Source organism: Staphylococcus sp. SUC_1.2 (assembly GCF_026222585.1).
Map to the genome: position 1 here is coordinate 34,426 of NZ_JANJPM010000020.1, position 14,030 is coordinate 48,455.

At 30.2% G+C, this 14,030-nt stretch carries 19 protein-coding genes; 17 read left to right on the top strand and 2 right to left on the bottom strand.

Annotated elements, in window-relative coordinates:
* Positions 1-24: 24 nt before the first annotated feature.
* Together NR218_RS08090 and NR218_RS08095 are read right to left on the bottom strand one after the other, a co-directional pair.
* The gene (locus NR218_RS08090; protein WP_002449811.1) at positions 25-426 is read right to left on the bottom strand and encodes a ribonuclease HI family protein; all 402 of its coding nucleotides are present in this window, start codon (positions 424-426) and stop codon (positions 25-27) included.
* 99 nt (positions 427-525) lie between these two features.
* On the bottom strand, positions 526-1,230 hold the full coding sequence (locus NR218_RS08095) for a queuosine precursor transporter (RefSeq protein WP_049382033.1): 705 nt from the start codon (positions 1,228-1,230) through the stop codon (positions 526-528).
* A 198-nt stretch (positions 1,231-1,428) separates the two neighbouring features.
* Here NR218_RS08095 and NR218_RS08100 point away from each other — a divergent pair, with 198 nt between their 5' ends.
* From NR218_RS08100 to NR218_RS08180, 17 genes are all read left to right on the top strand, one after another.
* Positions 1,429-1,623 (top strand): zinc-finger domain-containing protein, encoded by a 195-nt coding sequence (locus NR218_RS08100; RefSeq protein ID WP_002449911.1) that lies wholly within the window; start codon positions 1,429-1,431, stop codon positions 1,621-1,623.
* An 11-nt stretch (positions 1,624-1,634) separates the two neighbouring features.
* On the top strand, positions 1,635-1,883 hold the full coding sequence (locus NR218_RS08105; protein ID WP_002449746.1) for a NifU N-terminal domain-containing protein: 249 nt from the start codon (positions 1,635-1,637) through the stop codon (positions 1,881-1,883).
* A 17-nt stretch (positions 1,884-1,900) separates the two neighbouring features.
* A complete protein-coding gene (locus NR218_RS08110) occupies positions 1,901-3,016 on the top strand; it encodes a conserved virulence factor C family protein (RefSeq protein WP_207025517.1) in 1,116 nt (371 codons plus the stop codon).
* Between the two features lie 13 nt (positions 3,017-3,029).
* Positions 3,030-3,464 (top strand): bacilliredoxin BrxA, encoded by a 435-nt coding sequence (gene brxA / locus NR218_RS08115; RefSeq protein ID WP_017176317.1) that lies wholly within the window; start codon positions 3,030-3,032, stop codon positions 3,462-3,464.
* 181 nt (positions 3,465-3,645) lie between these two features.
* On the top strand, positions 3,646-4,602 hold the full coding sequence (locus NR218_RS08120) for a thymidylate synthase (RefSeq protein ID WP_017176318.1): 957 nt from the start codon (positions 3,646-3,648) through the stop codon (positions 4,600-4,602).
* A gap of 41 nt (positions 4,603-4,643) precedes the next feature.
* Positions 4,644-5,120: a dihydrofolate reductase gene (locus tag NR218_RS08125; RefSeq protein ID WP_048679885.1), complete on the top strand. Its 477-nt coding sequence runs from the start codon at positions 4,644-4,646 to the stop codon at positions 5,118-5,120.
* Positions 5,121-5,141: 21 nt separating this feature from the next.
* Complete coding sequence (locus NR218_RS08130; RefSeq protein WP_049382036.1) at positions 5,142-5,987, top strand: DegV family protein; 846 nt, start codon at positions 5,142-5,144, stop codon at positions 5,985-5,987.
* A 101-nt stretch (positions 5,988-6,088) separates the two neighbouring features.
* Positions 6,089-6,616 carry a peptide-methionine (S)-S-oxide reductase MsrA gene (msrA, locus tag NR218_RS08135; protein WP_017176321.1) on the top strand — a complete coding sequence of 176 codons (528 nt, stop codon included), beginning with the start codon at positions 6,089-6,091 and terminating at the stop codon, positions 6,614-6,616.
* Positions 6,609-7,037 carry a peptide-methionine (R)-S-oxide reductase MsrB gene (gene msrB, locus NR218_RS08140; protein ID WP_101804154.1) on the top strand — a complete coding sequence of 143 codons (429 nt, stop codon included), beginning with the start codon at positions 6,609-6,611 and terminating at the stop codon, positions 7,035-7,037. Before msrA ends, msrB begins: the two co-directional genes overlap by 8 nt.
* Before the next feature lie 12 nt (positions 7,038-7,049).
* Positions 7,050-7,550 carry a PTS sugar transporter subunit IIA gene (locus NR218_RS08145; RefSeq protein WP_002449797.1) on the top strand — a complete coding sequence of 167 codons (501 nt, stop codon included), beginning with the start codon at positions 7,050-7,052 and terminating at the stop codon, positions 7,548-7,550.
* Entirely contained in the window at positions 7,550-7,771 is a 222-nt protein-coding gene (locus tag NR218_RS08150) for a YozE family protein (RefSeq protein WP_145428839.1), read from the top strand. Before NR218_RS08145 ends, NR218_RS08150 begins: the two co-directional genes overlap by 1 nt.
* A 201-nt stretch (positions 7,772-7,972) precedes the next feature.
* Positions 7,973-9,442 (top strand): S41 family peptidase, encoded by a 1,470-nt coding sequence (locus NR218_RS08155; protein ID WP_017176323.1) that lies wholly within the window; start codon positions 7,973-7,975, stop codon positions 9,440-9,442.
* Between the two features lie 17 nt (positions 9,443-9,459).
* Entirely contained in the window at positions 9,460-9,963 is a 504-nt protein-coding gene (locus tag NR218_RS08160; RefSeq protein ID WP_145449207.1) for a GNAT family N-acetyltransferase, read from the top strand.
* Positions 9,964-9,981: 18 nt separating this feature from the next.
* Positions 9,982-11,049 carry an undecaprenyldiphospho-muramoylpentapeptide beta-N-acetylglucosaminyltransferase gene (locus tag NR218_RS08165; protein ID WP_017176325.1) on the top strand — a complete coding sequence of 356 codons (1,068 nt, stop codon included), beginning with the start codon at positions 9,982-9,984 and terminating at the stop codon, positions 11,047-11,049.
* Positions 11,050-11,066: 17 nt separating this feature from the next.
* Positions 11,067-11,690: a phosphatase PAP2 family protein gene (locus tag NR218_RS08170; RefSeq protein ID WP_049434837.1), complete on the top strand. Its 624-nt coding sequence runs from the start codon at positions 11,067-11,069 to the stop codon at positions 11,688-11,690.
* A 324-nt stretch (positions 11,691-12,014) separates the two neighbouring features.
* A complete protein-coding gene (locus NR218_RS08175; RefSeq protein WP_019835254.1) occupies positions 12,015-12,674 on the top strand; it encodes a response regulator transcription factor in 660 nt (219 codons plus the stop codon).
* The coding region (locus tag NR218_RS08180; protein WP_017176328.1) for a HAMP domain-containing sensor histidine kinase at positions 12,674-14,030 on the top strand (1,357 nt) is incomplete at its 3' end. The genes NR218_RS08175 and NR218_RS08180, both read left to right, overlap by 1 nt.

A 14,030-nucleotide genomic window follows, 5' to 3' on the forward strand; every position in this document is an offset into this window, starting at 1 on the left:
TCTTTTATCTTCTTTTTTACATTATTATTGTTTATTCTTAATTAATTTGTATAGAGCTTGTTGTGCTAATTGATTTGCTTCTTTATTTTTATCTCTTGGAACCCATTTTACAAATAGCAAATCAAAACTTGCTTCTAAAATCTCCATATTTTCAAAAAATGGTTTGAAACGCGCATTTTTTACATAACCTTGATTCACGCTATCTTCTATCAATTTAGAATCTGTATGCAATAAAGCATTTGAAACATTTAATTCACGAGCATGTTCTAATGCATGAATGAATGCAGACCATTCAGCACTATGGTTGTCCAATTCTCCTAAATCATGTGTATACGTATATTTAATATCATTTTCTTTAATTACTATCCCACACGTACTACGTCCCGGATTGCCACTCGTTGCAGCATCAAAAAATATTTTAGCCATTAAAAACACCTCTAGTTTAAGCATTAATTAAACACTATTTGTCTATTTAAAAATAGCATATTGCTTAGTAAACCTAAACAATATGCATGTATGATTGTTTTAATAACCTTCGTCTAATTTTTGAATTTTTCCTTTTCGATAGAAAGACTTCGCAATATAACCAAATGGAACATTGAAAATCGTTGAGACTAATTTTAAAACATACGTAGTAATAAAGATTTCAAATACAACACTTGCAGGCAATGTACCGATAAATGCGATAGTTACAAATAATGCAGTATCAATAATTGAACTTAATACCGTACTTCCATAAGCTCTAATAATAAATGTTTTATCTGATTGGAAAACTTTTTTTATCATTGAAAAGATGAACACATCTACATGTTGCCCTATAATATAAGCAATAATTGAACCTAAAGCAATTCTCGGCACTAAATCAAAAATCGTAGATAATGCTTTTTGAGATATATCTTCTGGTGCGGGTATAAAATGTAATGACATTTGCATTACAATTATCATAACAAGAGTTGATGAGAAGCCTAACCATACAGCACGTTTAGCAACTTTTCGTCCATAAATATCATTTAAAATATCTGTAGCTAGGTAGATAGAGGCAAACATTACATTACCTAAAGTTGCTGAGATACCAAAAATATCAACCGTTTTGATGACTTGGATATTAGCAATAATTGTACCGATAGCTACCCAAGCGATAAGACCTTGTTTACCAAAACAACGATACATTAAAACCATTACAATAAATGTTACAAAAAAAGTAGCAATGCCAAAAAATTCATTATACATCATTTATCCTCCTAAATTTTGATAATGCGGGTGTTTAGAAACCGCTAAGCAACTTTAATATTTTATAGTAAAAGTAATTCAAATTCAATACTCATTAATCAATTCATATTATAAATAATAAAAAATAAAATCGATTATTTTAAAATGATCATCATATAAGTTATAATAACTCCATATTTATAAAATTAAGTATAAGGAGTGAAAGTTATACTTACACATTCCGAACAAAATGCAATAGAAAAAATTGATGAATTAATGAATACTTATTGTGATAAATGTTTACTGAAAACACACATTAGAAAAACAGAAGGAAAAACACAAGCACATCATTTTTGTATTTCTGAATGTTCAATAGGTAAGCAAATTAAGCAATTAGGCAATGAACTTCAATAGGAGGGAATTTTATGCATATAAAGTCAATTGAAGACACACCAAATTATAATACGATTAAAATTAATTTAAGTGAAAAACGTAAAGATAATCAATCAAATACGTATACATCTGCTCAAGATGGTCAACCTGATTTTATTAATCGATTATTTGATATCGAAGGAGTAAAGTCAGTTTTTTATGTCATGGATTTTATTTCAGTAGATAAAGAGGAATATGCCAATTGGGATGATCTTGTACCTAAAATTGAAGACACATTTTAATTTTAGGAGGAACAGTAGTGGAAATATTAAAAATTGAACCAACACCAAGCCCAAATACAATGAAAATCGTTTTAAGTGAAAAGCGTGCTGATAATCAGTCGAACACATATACAGAAGTCAAAACATCTCAACTTGATTTTATTAATGACTTATTACAAATTAAAGATGTTAAATCTATATTTCATGTAATTGACTTTTTAGCTATTGATAAGTATCCGAAAGCACATTGGGAAGAGGTATTACCTCAAATTACTGCGTCACTTCAAAAAGAGGAAACTATCAGTCAATCATCTCAGTTTGATGAACACTATGGAGAAGTGAAAGCAGAGATACTCACTTTTAAAAATATCCCATATCAAATTAAATTAACAAATGCTCATGAAGAAGTACGTAAACAACTACCTGATATCTTTGTTAATAGTATGCTTAAAGCACAAGAAGATGATGATAATGTTATTTTTCTTAGAAAATGGAAAGAGCTTGGTTTACGTTATGGAGAACTTTCTCTAGTTATGGGAGAAGTTTATGAAGAAATCATTGCATTATATCCAAAAAGTCGATTGGAACAATTAGTCGTTCAAGCTTTATCTACACAAACGAAAAGTACATCTCATTTTTATCAACATGTTTCATATGAGGAGTACTTGAATGAATCAGACTGGAAAGTACGCCTCAGAATGTTAACAGAATTTCCAACACCAACACTTGAGGATATTCCACTCTTAGAGCAAGCCCTAAATGAAAATAAGTTACCATTAAGACGTCAAGCGATTGTTTTATTTGGTATGATTGAAAGTAAAGAAACATTGCCATATTTGTATAAAGGATTAAATGATCAGCATCCAGCTATTCGACGTACAGCTGGAGACTGTATCAGTGATTTAGGTTATAAAGAAGCTTTGCCAGAAATGGAAAAAGCACTTGATGATCCACAAAAAATTGTTCGTTGGAGAGCTGCAATGTTTTTATTTGAAGAAGGTGGCGAAGCGCAACTAGCATCTCTAAGAGCGCATGCAAACGACAATGCTTACGAAGTAAAACTTCAAGTGAAAATGGCAATTTCTAGAATTGAAAATGGCGATGAAGCATTAGGTTCCGTATGGAAACAAATTGCTAATCGTAATAAACATTAAAGGAGTTTTTTATATGAATCCGTATGAACAATATATGCATGAACTAGCACAACAAATGCGTTCTGAATTAACTGATAATGGTTTTACAAGTTTAGAATCAAGTGAAGATGTATCAAACTATATGAACAATGTTAAAGATGACGAAACAACATTTGTTGTTATTAATTCTACATGTGGTTGTGCTGCTGGTTTAGCGAGACCTGCTGCTGTAGCAGTTGCTGATCAAAATGATAAAAAGCCAACACATAAAGTCACAGTATTCGCTGGACAAGATAAAGAAGCAACGCAAACAATGCGCGATTATATCCAACAAGTACCTTCAAGCCCTTCGTATGCTTTATTTAAAGGTACAGAATTAAAGCATTTTATTCCGCGTGAACATATTGAAGGTAGAGATATTCAAGATATTTGTATGGATATTAAAGATGCTTTCGACGAAAATTGTTAATATGATTATATTAAATTAATCTATCTTAATATGCATCTCCAATAATAAATTATCTCAGTTTGATAATTTATTATTGGAGATTTTTAAATATAAAAATGTTTTGAAATAATATAATTCATTCAATATCTTTCTATTTTCTAGTATAATGATAATTAATATAAAATTTAGGAGAGATGTACATATGCTCAATCCTTTTGATTCGGCGTATCACGATTTATGTAATGACATTTTAGAAATTGGTAATCAACGTGATGATAGAACACATACAGGTACCATTTCTAAATTTGGACATCAAATCCGCTTCGATTTAACGAAGGGATTCCCTTTACTCACTACAAAAAAAATATCTTTCAAACTTATTGCTACTGAGTTATTGTGGTTTATAAAAGGAGATACTAATATTCAGTATTTATTAAAATATAATAATAATATTTGGAATGAATGGGCTTTTGAAAAATATATTCAATCTGAAGATTATCATGGTCCAGATATGACAAATTTTGGACATCGTTCTCAAGAAGATGAAAATTTCAATAAAATGTATCAACAGGAAATGAAAAAATTTAAAGAGAAAGTGTTGAATGATGATACTTTTGCTAAAAAATATGGTGATTTAGGAAATGTCTATGGAAAGCAATGGCGTGATTGGGTAGATCAATATGGTAATCATTTCGATCAGCTTAAAACAGTTATTCAGCAAATTAAGACAAACCCTAATTCGAGAAGACACATAGTTTCAGCATGGAATCCCACTGAAATTGATACTATGGCATTACCACCATGTCATACAATGTTTCAGTTCTACGTACAAGATGGCAAATTAAGTTGTCAACTTTATCAACGTAGTGCAGATATTTTCCTAGGTGTGCCTTTTAATATTGCAAGTTATGCATTACTTACGCATTTAATTGCTAAAGAATGTAACTTAGAAGTTGGAGAATTCATTCATACTTTTGGAGATGCACATATTTATTCTAATCACATAGAGGCAATTAAGACTCAACTTTCTAGAGAAGGTTTTGCACCTCCTACATTAAAAATAAATTCTGAACACTCAATCTTTGATATTAATTATGAAGATTTAGAACTTGTAGACTATCAATCTCATCCAGCAATTAAAGCGCCCATTGCTGTGTAATCTATCTTTAATTAAAAATAAACTAAAAGGGGATATGATAAATGACCTTATCAATTTTAGTGGCACATGATCAACAACGTGTCATTGGTTATAAAAATGCTCTACCATGGCATATTCCAAATGATTTAAAACATGTAAAACAACTCTCAACTGGCCATACACTTGTAATGGGTAGAAAAACATTTGAGTCCATTGGCAAACCATTACCAAATAGAAAAAATGTAGTTTTAACTCGTGATAACAATTTTAAACCTGATGGCGTTGAAGTGATTCACACAATTGATGATATCTACAACTTAGAGGGTCATGTATTTATTTTCGGTGGCCAAACATTATTTGAAGTAATGATTGATAAAGTTGACGATATGTATATCACTGTAGTAGATGGAAAACATCAAGGTGATACATTTTTCCCTCCCTATACATTTGAAGATTGGACGGTTGTATCTTCTGAAGAGGGTCAACTTGATGGAAAAAATACTATTCCACATACCTTTTTACATTTAGTACGAAAATAAAATAAATTAACAGGAGAAATTATGACTAAACAAGTAATCGTTACAGACTCTACCTCAGATTTATCAGCTGAATATTTAAATCAACATAACATCCATGTTGTTCCATTAAATTTAACCATTGATAAAGAATCATTTGTAGATCAAGTAGATATCTCATCCGAGGAGTACATTAAACGTATTGAAGAAGACGCTGACGTTAAAACGAGTCAGCCATCAATTGGTAAATTTATTGAATTATATGAACAACTTGATAAAGACAATGACGATGTAGAAATCTTTAGCATTCATATGTCTTCAGGATTAAGTGGAACATATCAGACTGCTTTACAAGCGAGCAATATGATTGAAGCAAAAGTAAATGTGATTGATTCAAAATCAATTTCTTTTGGATTAGCATACCAAATTCAACGTTTAGTAGAACTTGTAAACACTAATCTTTCAAGTGCAGAAATTATTAAACATATTTCAGAATTGCAGAAAAATATTAAACTATTTGTTGTTATTGGCCAACTCAATCAATTAATTAAAGGTGGACGCATCAGTAAAACAAAAGGTTTAATCGGAAATATTATGAAAATAAAACCGATAGGAACACTTAGAGAGGGATATTTAGAAATCGTACATAATTCTCGTACACAAAACTCTAGTATTCAATATCTAAAAAAAGAAATTGCTAAATTTATTGAAAATCATACTATTCAATCGATTGGTATTGCACATGCAAATACGATTGAATTCGTTGAAAAAGTAAAACATCAATTTAATGAAGCATTTAGACAACAAAATTATGATGTTAATGTAACGACACCAGTCATTTCTACACACACTGGTCAAGGCGCTATCGGTCTTGTCGTAGTTAGAGGATAATGGATAATAATAGGTGACTTAAGTTATTGACCTCTGAGTTAATTACTTTAATTTCATATCATTATATCGTAAATTTAAAGAAAGATAGAGGAGGTAATATAATGGCATATGCAACTTTAGCAGGAGGATGTTTCTGGTGTATGGTTAAACCCTTTACATCTTACCCAGGTATTGAAGATGTCGTATCAGGTTATAGTGGCGGAAATATAGAAAATCCAACGTATGAACAAGTATGTTCAAATCAAACTGGTCATAGAGAAGCAGTTCAAATTACTTATAATCCAGATATTACGTCATTTGAAAATATTTTGGATGTTTACTTTAAACTATTTGACCCGACAGATAATAAAGGGCAATTTTTTGATAGAGGCGAAAGCTATGAACCAGCAATATTTTATCACGATGAACAACAAAAAAAAGCTGCTGAATTAAAAATCCAACAACTAAATGAAGAAGGTATTTTTAAAAAACCAATCATCACACCAGTTCTTCCTTACAAAAACTTTTATCCAGCGGAAGATTACCATCAAGACTATTATAAAAAAAATCCTATGCATTATGAGCAATATCAACGCGGTTCTGGTAGAAAAGCATTTATAGAATCACATTGGGGGTCTCAAAATGATTAAAAAAGATAAAAGCGAATTAAATGATATGGAGTATCTCGTTACTCAAGAAAATGGTACAGAACCTCCTTTTCAAAATAAATATTGGAATCATTTTGACAAAGGAATATACGTAGATAAAATTTCTGGTAAGCCTTTATTTACTTCTGAAGAGAAATTTGAATCTGATTGTGGTTGGCCAAGTTTCTCAAAAGCATTAGACGATGATGAAATTGTTGAACTCGTAGATAAATCATTTGGTATGATTCGAACTGAAGTTAGATCAGAAGATGCTAACAGTCATTTAGGTCACGTATTCAATGATGGCCCAAAAGAAAGTGGCGGATTGCGTTATTGTATTAATTCTGCAGCTATTCAATTTATTCCATACGAAAAATTAGAAGAATTAGGATATGGCGATTTGATACAACATTTTAATAAATAGGAGCGATGAATAATGTTTAAAAAATTATTTGGTAAAGATAAAGAAGTCAATAAGGAAACTCAACTATATGCACCATTAACAGGTGAATATGTCAAAATTGAAGATATACCAGATCCTGTATTTGCCCAAAAAATGATGGGTGAAGGTTTCGGTATTAATCCTACTGAAGGTGAGGTGGTTTCCCCAGTTGCTGGAAAAGTTGATAATGTTTTTCCAACAAAACATGCAATTGGTTTAAAAACTAAAAATGGTCTTGAAATTTTAGTACACATTGGATTAGATACTGTTCAGTTAGACGGAGAAGGATTTAATGTACTGGTTAGCAGTGGTGACACAGTACAAGTAGGCGACCCTTTACTCAAATTCGATTTAGAATTTATTAGAAATAATGCCAAATCAGTTATTTCACCTATTATTATTACAAATTCTGATCAAACAGAATCTATTTCACTCGATGATGTTAAAGCTGTTATTAAAGGCGAAACTAAAGTTGTCGATGTGACAATGAGCTAATGAAAGATCATTCATTTTATCAATTTGCCTTAACGGCTAGAGGACGTAAAGATGATAAAGGTGAATTAGCCAAAGACATTTTCAATGACTTATCGTTTCCAAAACATGAAAGTGACTTCAACGTATTATCAGACTATATCGAAATGCAAAGTGACATTACGTTACCTATGTCCGTATTTGATGATTTATATGAAGAATATACAGAATGGTTAAAATTCTAATTTAAATTCATTTTATGTCTAAATATGATATGGAGTGGTGTTATAAAATCTTAATTTTAGATTTATATGCCACTCTTTTTATTTTTATCTAATTAAGAATACAATTTCTTATAATTTGCGTTTGCTTAAAAATAAAGACATACTAGGTATGTCTTTATATAAAATGATAAGAGACAAGATGTAATTAGAGGAAGTGATTTTATGAATAATCATTCTGAGGAGCACCATGACGGACAATCAGATGAAAAAAGACATGCATCTCCTAAAAAAAAGATGCATTTGAAAATATGGCAGTTTATCTTAATTTTATTAAGTGTTATTATCATTACAACAATTATAGCTGTATTTGCAACGATAGGAATCAGTCATAAGTTAAGTGGTTTAACTAAAGAAGAGCGTCAAGAAATGAAAAAAATAGAATTTGCATATAAAACGTTAGATACAGACTATTACAAAAAACAAAACTCAAGTAAACTTTCTGAAGCTGCAATTAATGGTATGGTAAAAGAATTAAAAGACCCATATTCTGAATACATGACAAAGTCTGAAACAAAGAGCTTTAATGAAGATGTATCTGGAGATTTTGTAGGTATTGGTGCAGAAATGCAAAAGAAAAATAAAGATATTATGATTACAAGTCCTATGAAAGATTCTCCTGCTGAAAAAGCTGGCCTTCAACCTAAAGATGTTGTCACAAAAGTTAATGGTAAGTCTGTAGTAGGTAAACCTTTAGATCAAGTTGTTAAAGTGGTAAGAGGTAAAGAAGGCACAAATGTTAGGTTAACTATTAAACGCGGTTCTGAAGAAAAAGATATTAATATTAAACGTGGTAAAATTCATGTCAAAAGTGTGGAGTATAAGAAAAAAGGTAACATAGCTGTATTTACGATTACTAAATTCCAACAAAATACTGCGGGTGAATTAAAATCTGCAATTATAAAAGCTCATGATGCTGGTGTTCGAAATATCATCTTAGACTTGCGTAATAATCCAGGGGGATTATTAGATGAAGCAGTTAAAATGGCTAATATTTTTATTGATAAAGGTCAAACTGTTGTTCAACTTGAAAAAGGCAATGATAAAGAAGCAATTAAAACTTCAAATGATGCTTTAAAAGATGTTAAAGATATGAAAGTGAGTATTTTAGTAAATGAAGGTTCCGCAAGTGCGTCAGAGGTCTTTACAGGGGCAATGAAAGATCACCATAAAGCTAAAGTGTATGGTTCAAAAACATTTGGTAAAGGAATCGTTCAAACCACACGAGAACTTAAAGATGGGTCATTATTAAAATATACACAAATGAAATGGTTAACACCTGATGATCATTATATTCATGGAAAAGGTATTAGACCAGATGTTACAATTGATTCTCCTAAGTATCAATCATTAAGTGTTATTCCGTCTGATAAAACATATTCTGTTGGCGATAATAATAAAAACGTTAAATCGATAAAAATTGGTTTAGATGCTTTAGGTTATTATAACGGAGATGAATCAAACCAATTTGATAATCAATTAGCTAATGCTATTAAACTATTCCAATCAGATAATCAACTATCTGAAACGGGAAAATTTGACACCAAAACAAATGAAAAATTCACTCAATTATTAGTTGAAAAATCAAATAAAGAAGACACAGTCTTAGACAAATTATTAAAATTAATAAAATAGAAAGGAATAACTATTATATGATTAGACTAGGTAAACATGAAGATATTAATCAAATCGAAACATTAGTGTCAGAAGCAAAAGATTTAATGAAATCATTTGGGAATAATCAGTGGGACGATAAATACCCAGCTACTGAACATTTTAAGGAAGATATTGATACAGAGACGTTATATGTTTTAGAAGAAAATAACACTATTTATGGATTTATTGTTGTCGACCAACAACAATCAGAGTGGTATGATGATTTAGAATGGCCAGTTAATAGAAATAACGCTTATGTTATTCATAGATTAGCTGGTTCTAAAGATTATAAAGGTGCAGCAACTCAATTATTTGATTTTGCAGTTAAATTAGCAGAAGAACATCATATCCATGTGATTCTGACAGATACTTTTGCATTAAATAAACCCGCTCAAGGTTTATTCGAGAAATTTGGTTTCCAAAAAGTAGGAGAAACAGAAATTGACTATCATCCATTCGATAGAGGCGCACCATTCTATGCATATTATAAAAACATATAAGAATAGAGGTTAATAATCATGTCTAAAATTGCGTTTACCGGAGGCGGCACAGTAGGCCATGTGTCTGTGAACTTAAGTTTAATTCCAACTGCATTAGAAAAAGGACATCAAGTTTTTTATATTGGTTCTAAAAACGGAATTGAACGAGAAATGATTGAATCACAACTTTCGAATATTAAATATTACCCAATTTCAAGTGGTAAATTACGTCGTTATTTATCATTTGAAAATGCAAAAGATGTTTTTAAAGTATTAAAAGGTATCTTAGATGCCCGTCGCGTTCTAAAAAAAGAAAAGCCTGATTTATTATTTTCTAAGGGGGGATTTGTTTCTGTTCCTGTTGTTATAGCAGCACGTTCATTGAATATTCCTACTATTATTCATGAATCAGATTTAACTCCTGGTTTAGCAAACAAAATATCTTTAAAATTTTCAAAAAAAATATATACAACATTTGAAGATACACTTAAATATCTACCTAAAGATAAAGCTGATTTTGTAGGGGCAACCATTAGAGAAGATTTAAAAGAAGGTAATCAACAAAAAGGTTATGAAATAACAGGGTTTGATTCAGATAAAAAAGTATTACTTGTTATGGGTGGTAGCCTAGGTAGTAAAAAATTAAATGATATTATTAGAGAAAATCTTGAAGCTTTACTACATGATTATCAAATCATTCATTTAACAGGGCATGGATTAGTAGATGAGTCTTATAAACAAAAAGGATATATTCAATATGAATTTGTTAAAGAAGAATTAACGCATTTATTATCTATTACAGACACAGTCGTAAGTCGTGCAGGTTCTAATGCTATCTATGAATTCTTGACTTTAAGAATCCCAATGTTGCTCATACCACTAGGACTTGATCAATCTAGAGGGGATCAAATTGACAATGCTAAATATTTTGAATCCAAAGGATATGGAAAAATGATTCCAGAAGATCAACTTACACAATTCAAATTACTCGAACAATTAAAACAAATTGAATCTCACCGTACTGATATTACTCATCAAATGGAATCTTATAAAGAAAGTTATACTAAAGAAGACTTATTTAATAAAATCTTGAACGACGCGCTTTAATATAGGAGGACCAATTGATGAATAGAACGAAACACATTACATTGCTCATTGTTTTTACATTAATCTTTGGCATCATTGCATTTTTCCATGAATCACGTTTAGGCAAATGGATTGATAATGAAGTATATGAATTTATTTATGCATCGGAGAGTTTTATTACTACATCTATTTTATTAGGTGCAACAAAAATTGGAGAAGTATGGGCAATGGTTTGTTTGTCATTAATGCTTGTTGCTTATTTAATGCTTAAACGTTACAAAATTGAAGCTTTATTTTTTGTTATCACAATGTCACTATCAAGTATATTAAATCCCTTACTAAAAAATATTTTTGATCGTGAACGTCCAACATTACTACGTTTAATTGATATTTCTGGATTTAGTTTTCCTAGTGGACATGCAATGGGTTCGACTTCATTTTTTGGAAGTGCAATGTATATTGCTCAGCGTAGAGCATCAGGAAGTACAAAAGGCGTCATTATTGGACTATGTGCGGCACTTATTTTACTCATTTCTATTTCAAGAGTTTATTTAGGCGTGCATTATCCAACTGATATTATTGCAGGAATCATTGGAGGTGCTTTCTGTATCGTTCTTTCAACTTTAGTATTAAAAGGATTACATGAGCCTACAACCTTATAAATAATAAATAAGTGCGCCTTATTTGGCGCACTTATTTATTATTTACGTCTCGTTTTAAAACGAACGTTTATTAGTATTTACGGACATATAAATTAAGGGGGGAATGGCTTGAAAATGATTATAATTCTAAGTATTTTAAATTATGGGGGAAACTTAGATTTAATTGATAATCATTTTCAATTAATATTATAACTTATTGATAACGATTGTCAATTAAAATCTTACTTTTATTTTATTCATTCTATTAACAAATAATTTTTGTGATAGAATATTGGTTATGTTATGAGAAGTCATACGTTTATTAAAAAAGAGGTGTCTGAAAAAATGACTAATATTTTAATCGTCGAAGATGAACAAAATTTAGCCAGATTTCTTGAATTAGAATTAACACATGAGGGTTATAAGGTGGACATCGAATATGATGGGGAACCTGGTTTAGAAAAAGCATTAAATAACGATTTTGATTTGATTATTTTAGATTTAATGTTACCAAATATAAATGGCCTAGAAATTTGTAGACGTGTACGCCAAGTGCAATCAACACCAATTATTATCATCACTGCTAAAAGTGATACTTACGATAAAGTGACTGGATTAGATTATGGTGCAGATGACTATATAGTAAAGCCCTTTGAAATTGAGGAGCTTTTTGCAAGAATTCGTGCTGTATTACGTCGTCAGCCTCATAAGGATATTATCGATATTAATGGTATCAGAATAGATATTGATGCATTTAAAGTAACTGTTGATGGTAAGCAATTAGATTTTACTAAAACTGAATATGATTTATTGTATCTATTAGCAACGAATCGCAATCACGTACTACAACGTGAACAAATTTTAAATCATGTATGGGGATATAATAGTGAAGTAGAAACGAATGTGGTTGATGTATACATCAGATATTTAAGAAATAAATTGAAACCTTTCAATAAAGAAAAAGTCATTGAAACTGTTCGTGGTGTAGGATACGTGATTCGATAATGAAAAATCATACATTACAATATAAATGGATGACTATCACTACATTGATTATGTTTACGACAATTATTTTATTTTGTCTTATTATTATATTCTTCTTAAAAGATACTTTAAGAGAAGGAGAAGTGGATGAAGCAGAACATAGTTTAAGTGATATTGTCAATTTAATTCAAACGCGTCCGATTAATAATATATCGATATTAGATTTAAGTGCTTCATTAGAAAATTATGAAGAAGTCATTATTTACAATCATACAGGTCAAAGAATAATGAAATCATCTAATGAAAGTACGATTCAGTTTATACCTAATAATAATTTACAAAAGACCGATCGAATTCAAGTAATGCGAAATAATGGAAAAGAGTATTTAGTTATTACTGAACCACTTCATAGTCCAAACTTTAAAGGTTATAGCGTACTCATTCATTCTCTTGAGCATTATAACAACTTAGTAAAATCACTTTATATTATTGCTGTTGTTTTTGGTCTACTTGCTACAGTGATTACTGCATGTATTAGCTATTTCATTTCTAAAAATATTACAAAACCGCTAGTAACAATGTCTAATAAAATGAATCAAATACGACGCGATGGTTTTCAAAATAAATTAGAACTTGATACAAGTTATGAAGAAACAGACAATTTAATAGAAACTTTCAACGAAATGATGTATCAAATTGAAGCCTCTTTTAATCAACAAAGACAATTTGTTGAAGATGCTTCTCATGAGTTAAGAACACCACTTCAAATCATTCAAGGCCATTTAAATTTAATTAAACGCTGGGGTAAGAAAGATCCTGCTATTTTAGAAGAGTCTTTAAATATTTCACTAGAAGAAATGAATCGAATTACAAAGCTAGTAGAAGAATTATTATTATTAACCAAAGATAAAGTAAATATGCAATCCTTAGAAAAAGAGGACGTTGATATCAATGAAGAAATTCAATCACGAATTAAGGCACTTCAACAATTGCATCCAGATTATCTATTTGAGATTGAATTAGAACAAAAACCTTTAGTTTTACAAATTAATCGTCATCAATTTGAACAATTAATCTTAATTTTTATAGACAATGCTATGAAATATGATAAAGAGAGAAAGCATATATGTATTAAAACACAATTGCGTAATAAACAAATAAGTATTGAAATTACCGATCATGGCTTAGGCATACCAAAAGAAGATCAAGAATTTATTTTCGATCGTTTCTATAGAGTAGATAAATCTAGAGCAAGAAGCCAAGGTGGTAATGGCTTAGGGCTTTCAATTGCCGAAAAGATTGTGAGTCAATATGGAGGTTACATTTCTGTAGATAGTGAACTTAATAAATTCACAACATTTAAAATCAATTTTAAAT

What these genes read in the sequence shown, in the direction of transcription:
- NR218_RS08090 (WP_002449811.1), bottom strand. Translation starts at nt 426, where the DNA reads ATGGCTAAAATATTTTTTGATGCTGCAACGAGTGGCAATCCGGGACGT.
- NR218_RS08095 (WP_049382033.1), bottom strand. Translation starts at nt 1,230, where the DNA reads ATGTATAATGAATTTTTTGGCATTGCTACTTTTTTTGTAACATTTATT.
- NR218_RS08105 (WP_002449746.1), top strand. Translation starts at nt 1,635, where the DNA reads ATGCATATAAAGTCAATTGAAGACACACCAAATTATAATACGATTAAA.
- brxA (WP_017176317.1), top strand. Translation starts at nt 3,030, where the DNA reads ATGAATCCGTATGAACAATATATGCATGAACTAGCACAACAAATGCGT.
- NR218_RS08120 (WP_017176318.1), top strand. Translation starts at nt 3,646, where the DNA reads ATGCTCAATCCTTTTGATTCGGCGTATCACGATTTATGTAATGACATT.
- NR218_RS08125 (WP_048679885.1), top strand. Translation starts at nt 4,644, where the DNA reads ATGACCTTATCAATTTTAGTGGCACATGATCAACAACGTGTCATTGGT.
- NR218_RS08130 (WP_049382036.1), top strand. Translation starts at nt 5,142, where the DNA reads ATGACTAAACAAGTAATCGTTACAGACTCTACCTCAGATTTATCAGCT.
- msrA (WP_017176321.1), top strand. Translation starts at nt 6,089, where the DNA reads ATGGCATATGCAACTTTAGCAGGAGGATGTTTCTGGTGTATGGTTAAA.
- msrB (WP_101804154.1), top strand. Translation starts at nt 6,609, where the DNA reads ATGATTAAAAAAGATAAAAGCGAATTAAATGATATGGAGTATCTCGTT.
- NR218_RS08145 (WP_002449797.1), top strand. Translation starts at nt 7,050, where the DNA reads ATGTTTAAAAAATTATTTGGTAAAGATAAAGAAGTCAATAAGGAAACT.
- NR218_RS08150 (WP_145428839.1), top strand. Translation starts at nt 7,550, where the DNA reads ATGAAAGATCATTCATTTTATCAATTTGCCTTAACGGCTAGAGGACGT.
- NR218_RS08155 (WP_017176323.1), top strand. Translation starts at nt 7,973, where the DNA reads ATGAATAATCATTCTGAGGAGCACCATGACGGACAATCAGATGAAAAA.
- NR218_RS08160 (WP_145449207.1), top strand. Translation starts at nt 9,460, where the DNA reads ATGATTAGACTAGGTAAACATGAAGATATTAATCAAATCGAAACATTA.
- NR218_RS08165 (WP_017176325.1), top strand. Translation starts at nt 9,982, where the DNA reads ATGTCTAAAATTGCGTTTACCGGAGGCGGCACAGTAGGCCATGTGTCT.
- NR218_RS08170 (WP_049434837.1), top strand. Translation starts at nt 11,067, where the DNA reads ATGAATAGAACGAAACACATTACATTGCTCATTGTTTTTACATTAATC.
- NR218_RS08175 (WP_019835254.1), top strand. Translation starts at nt 12,015, where the DNA reads ATGACTAATATTTTAATCGTCGAAGATGAACAAAATTTAGCCAGATTT.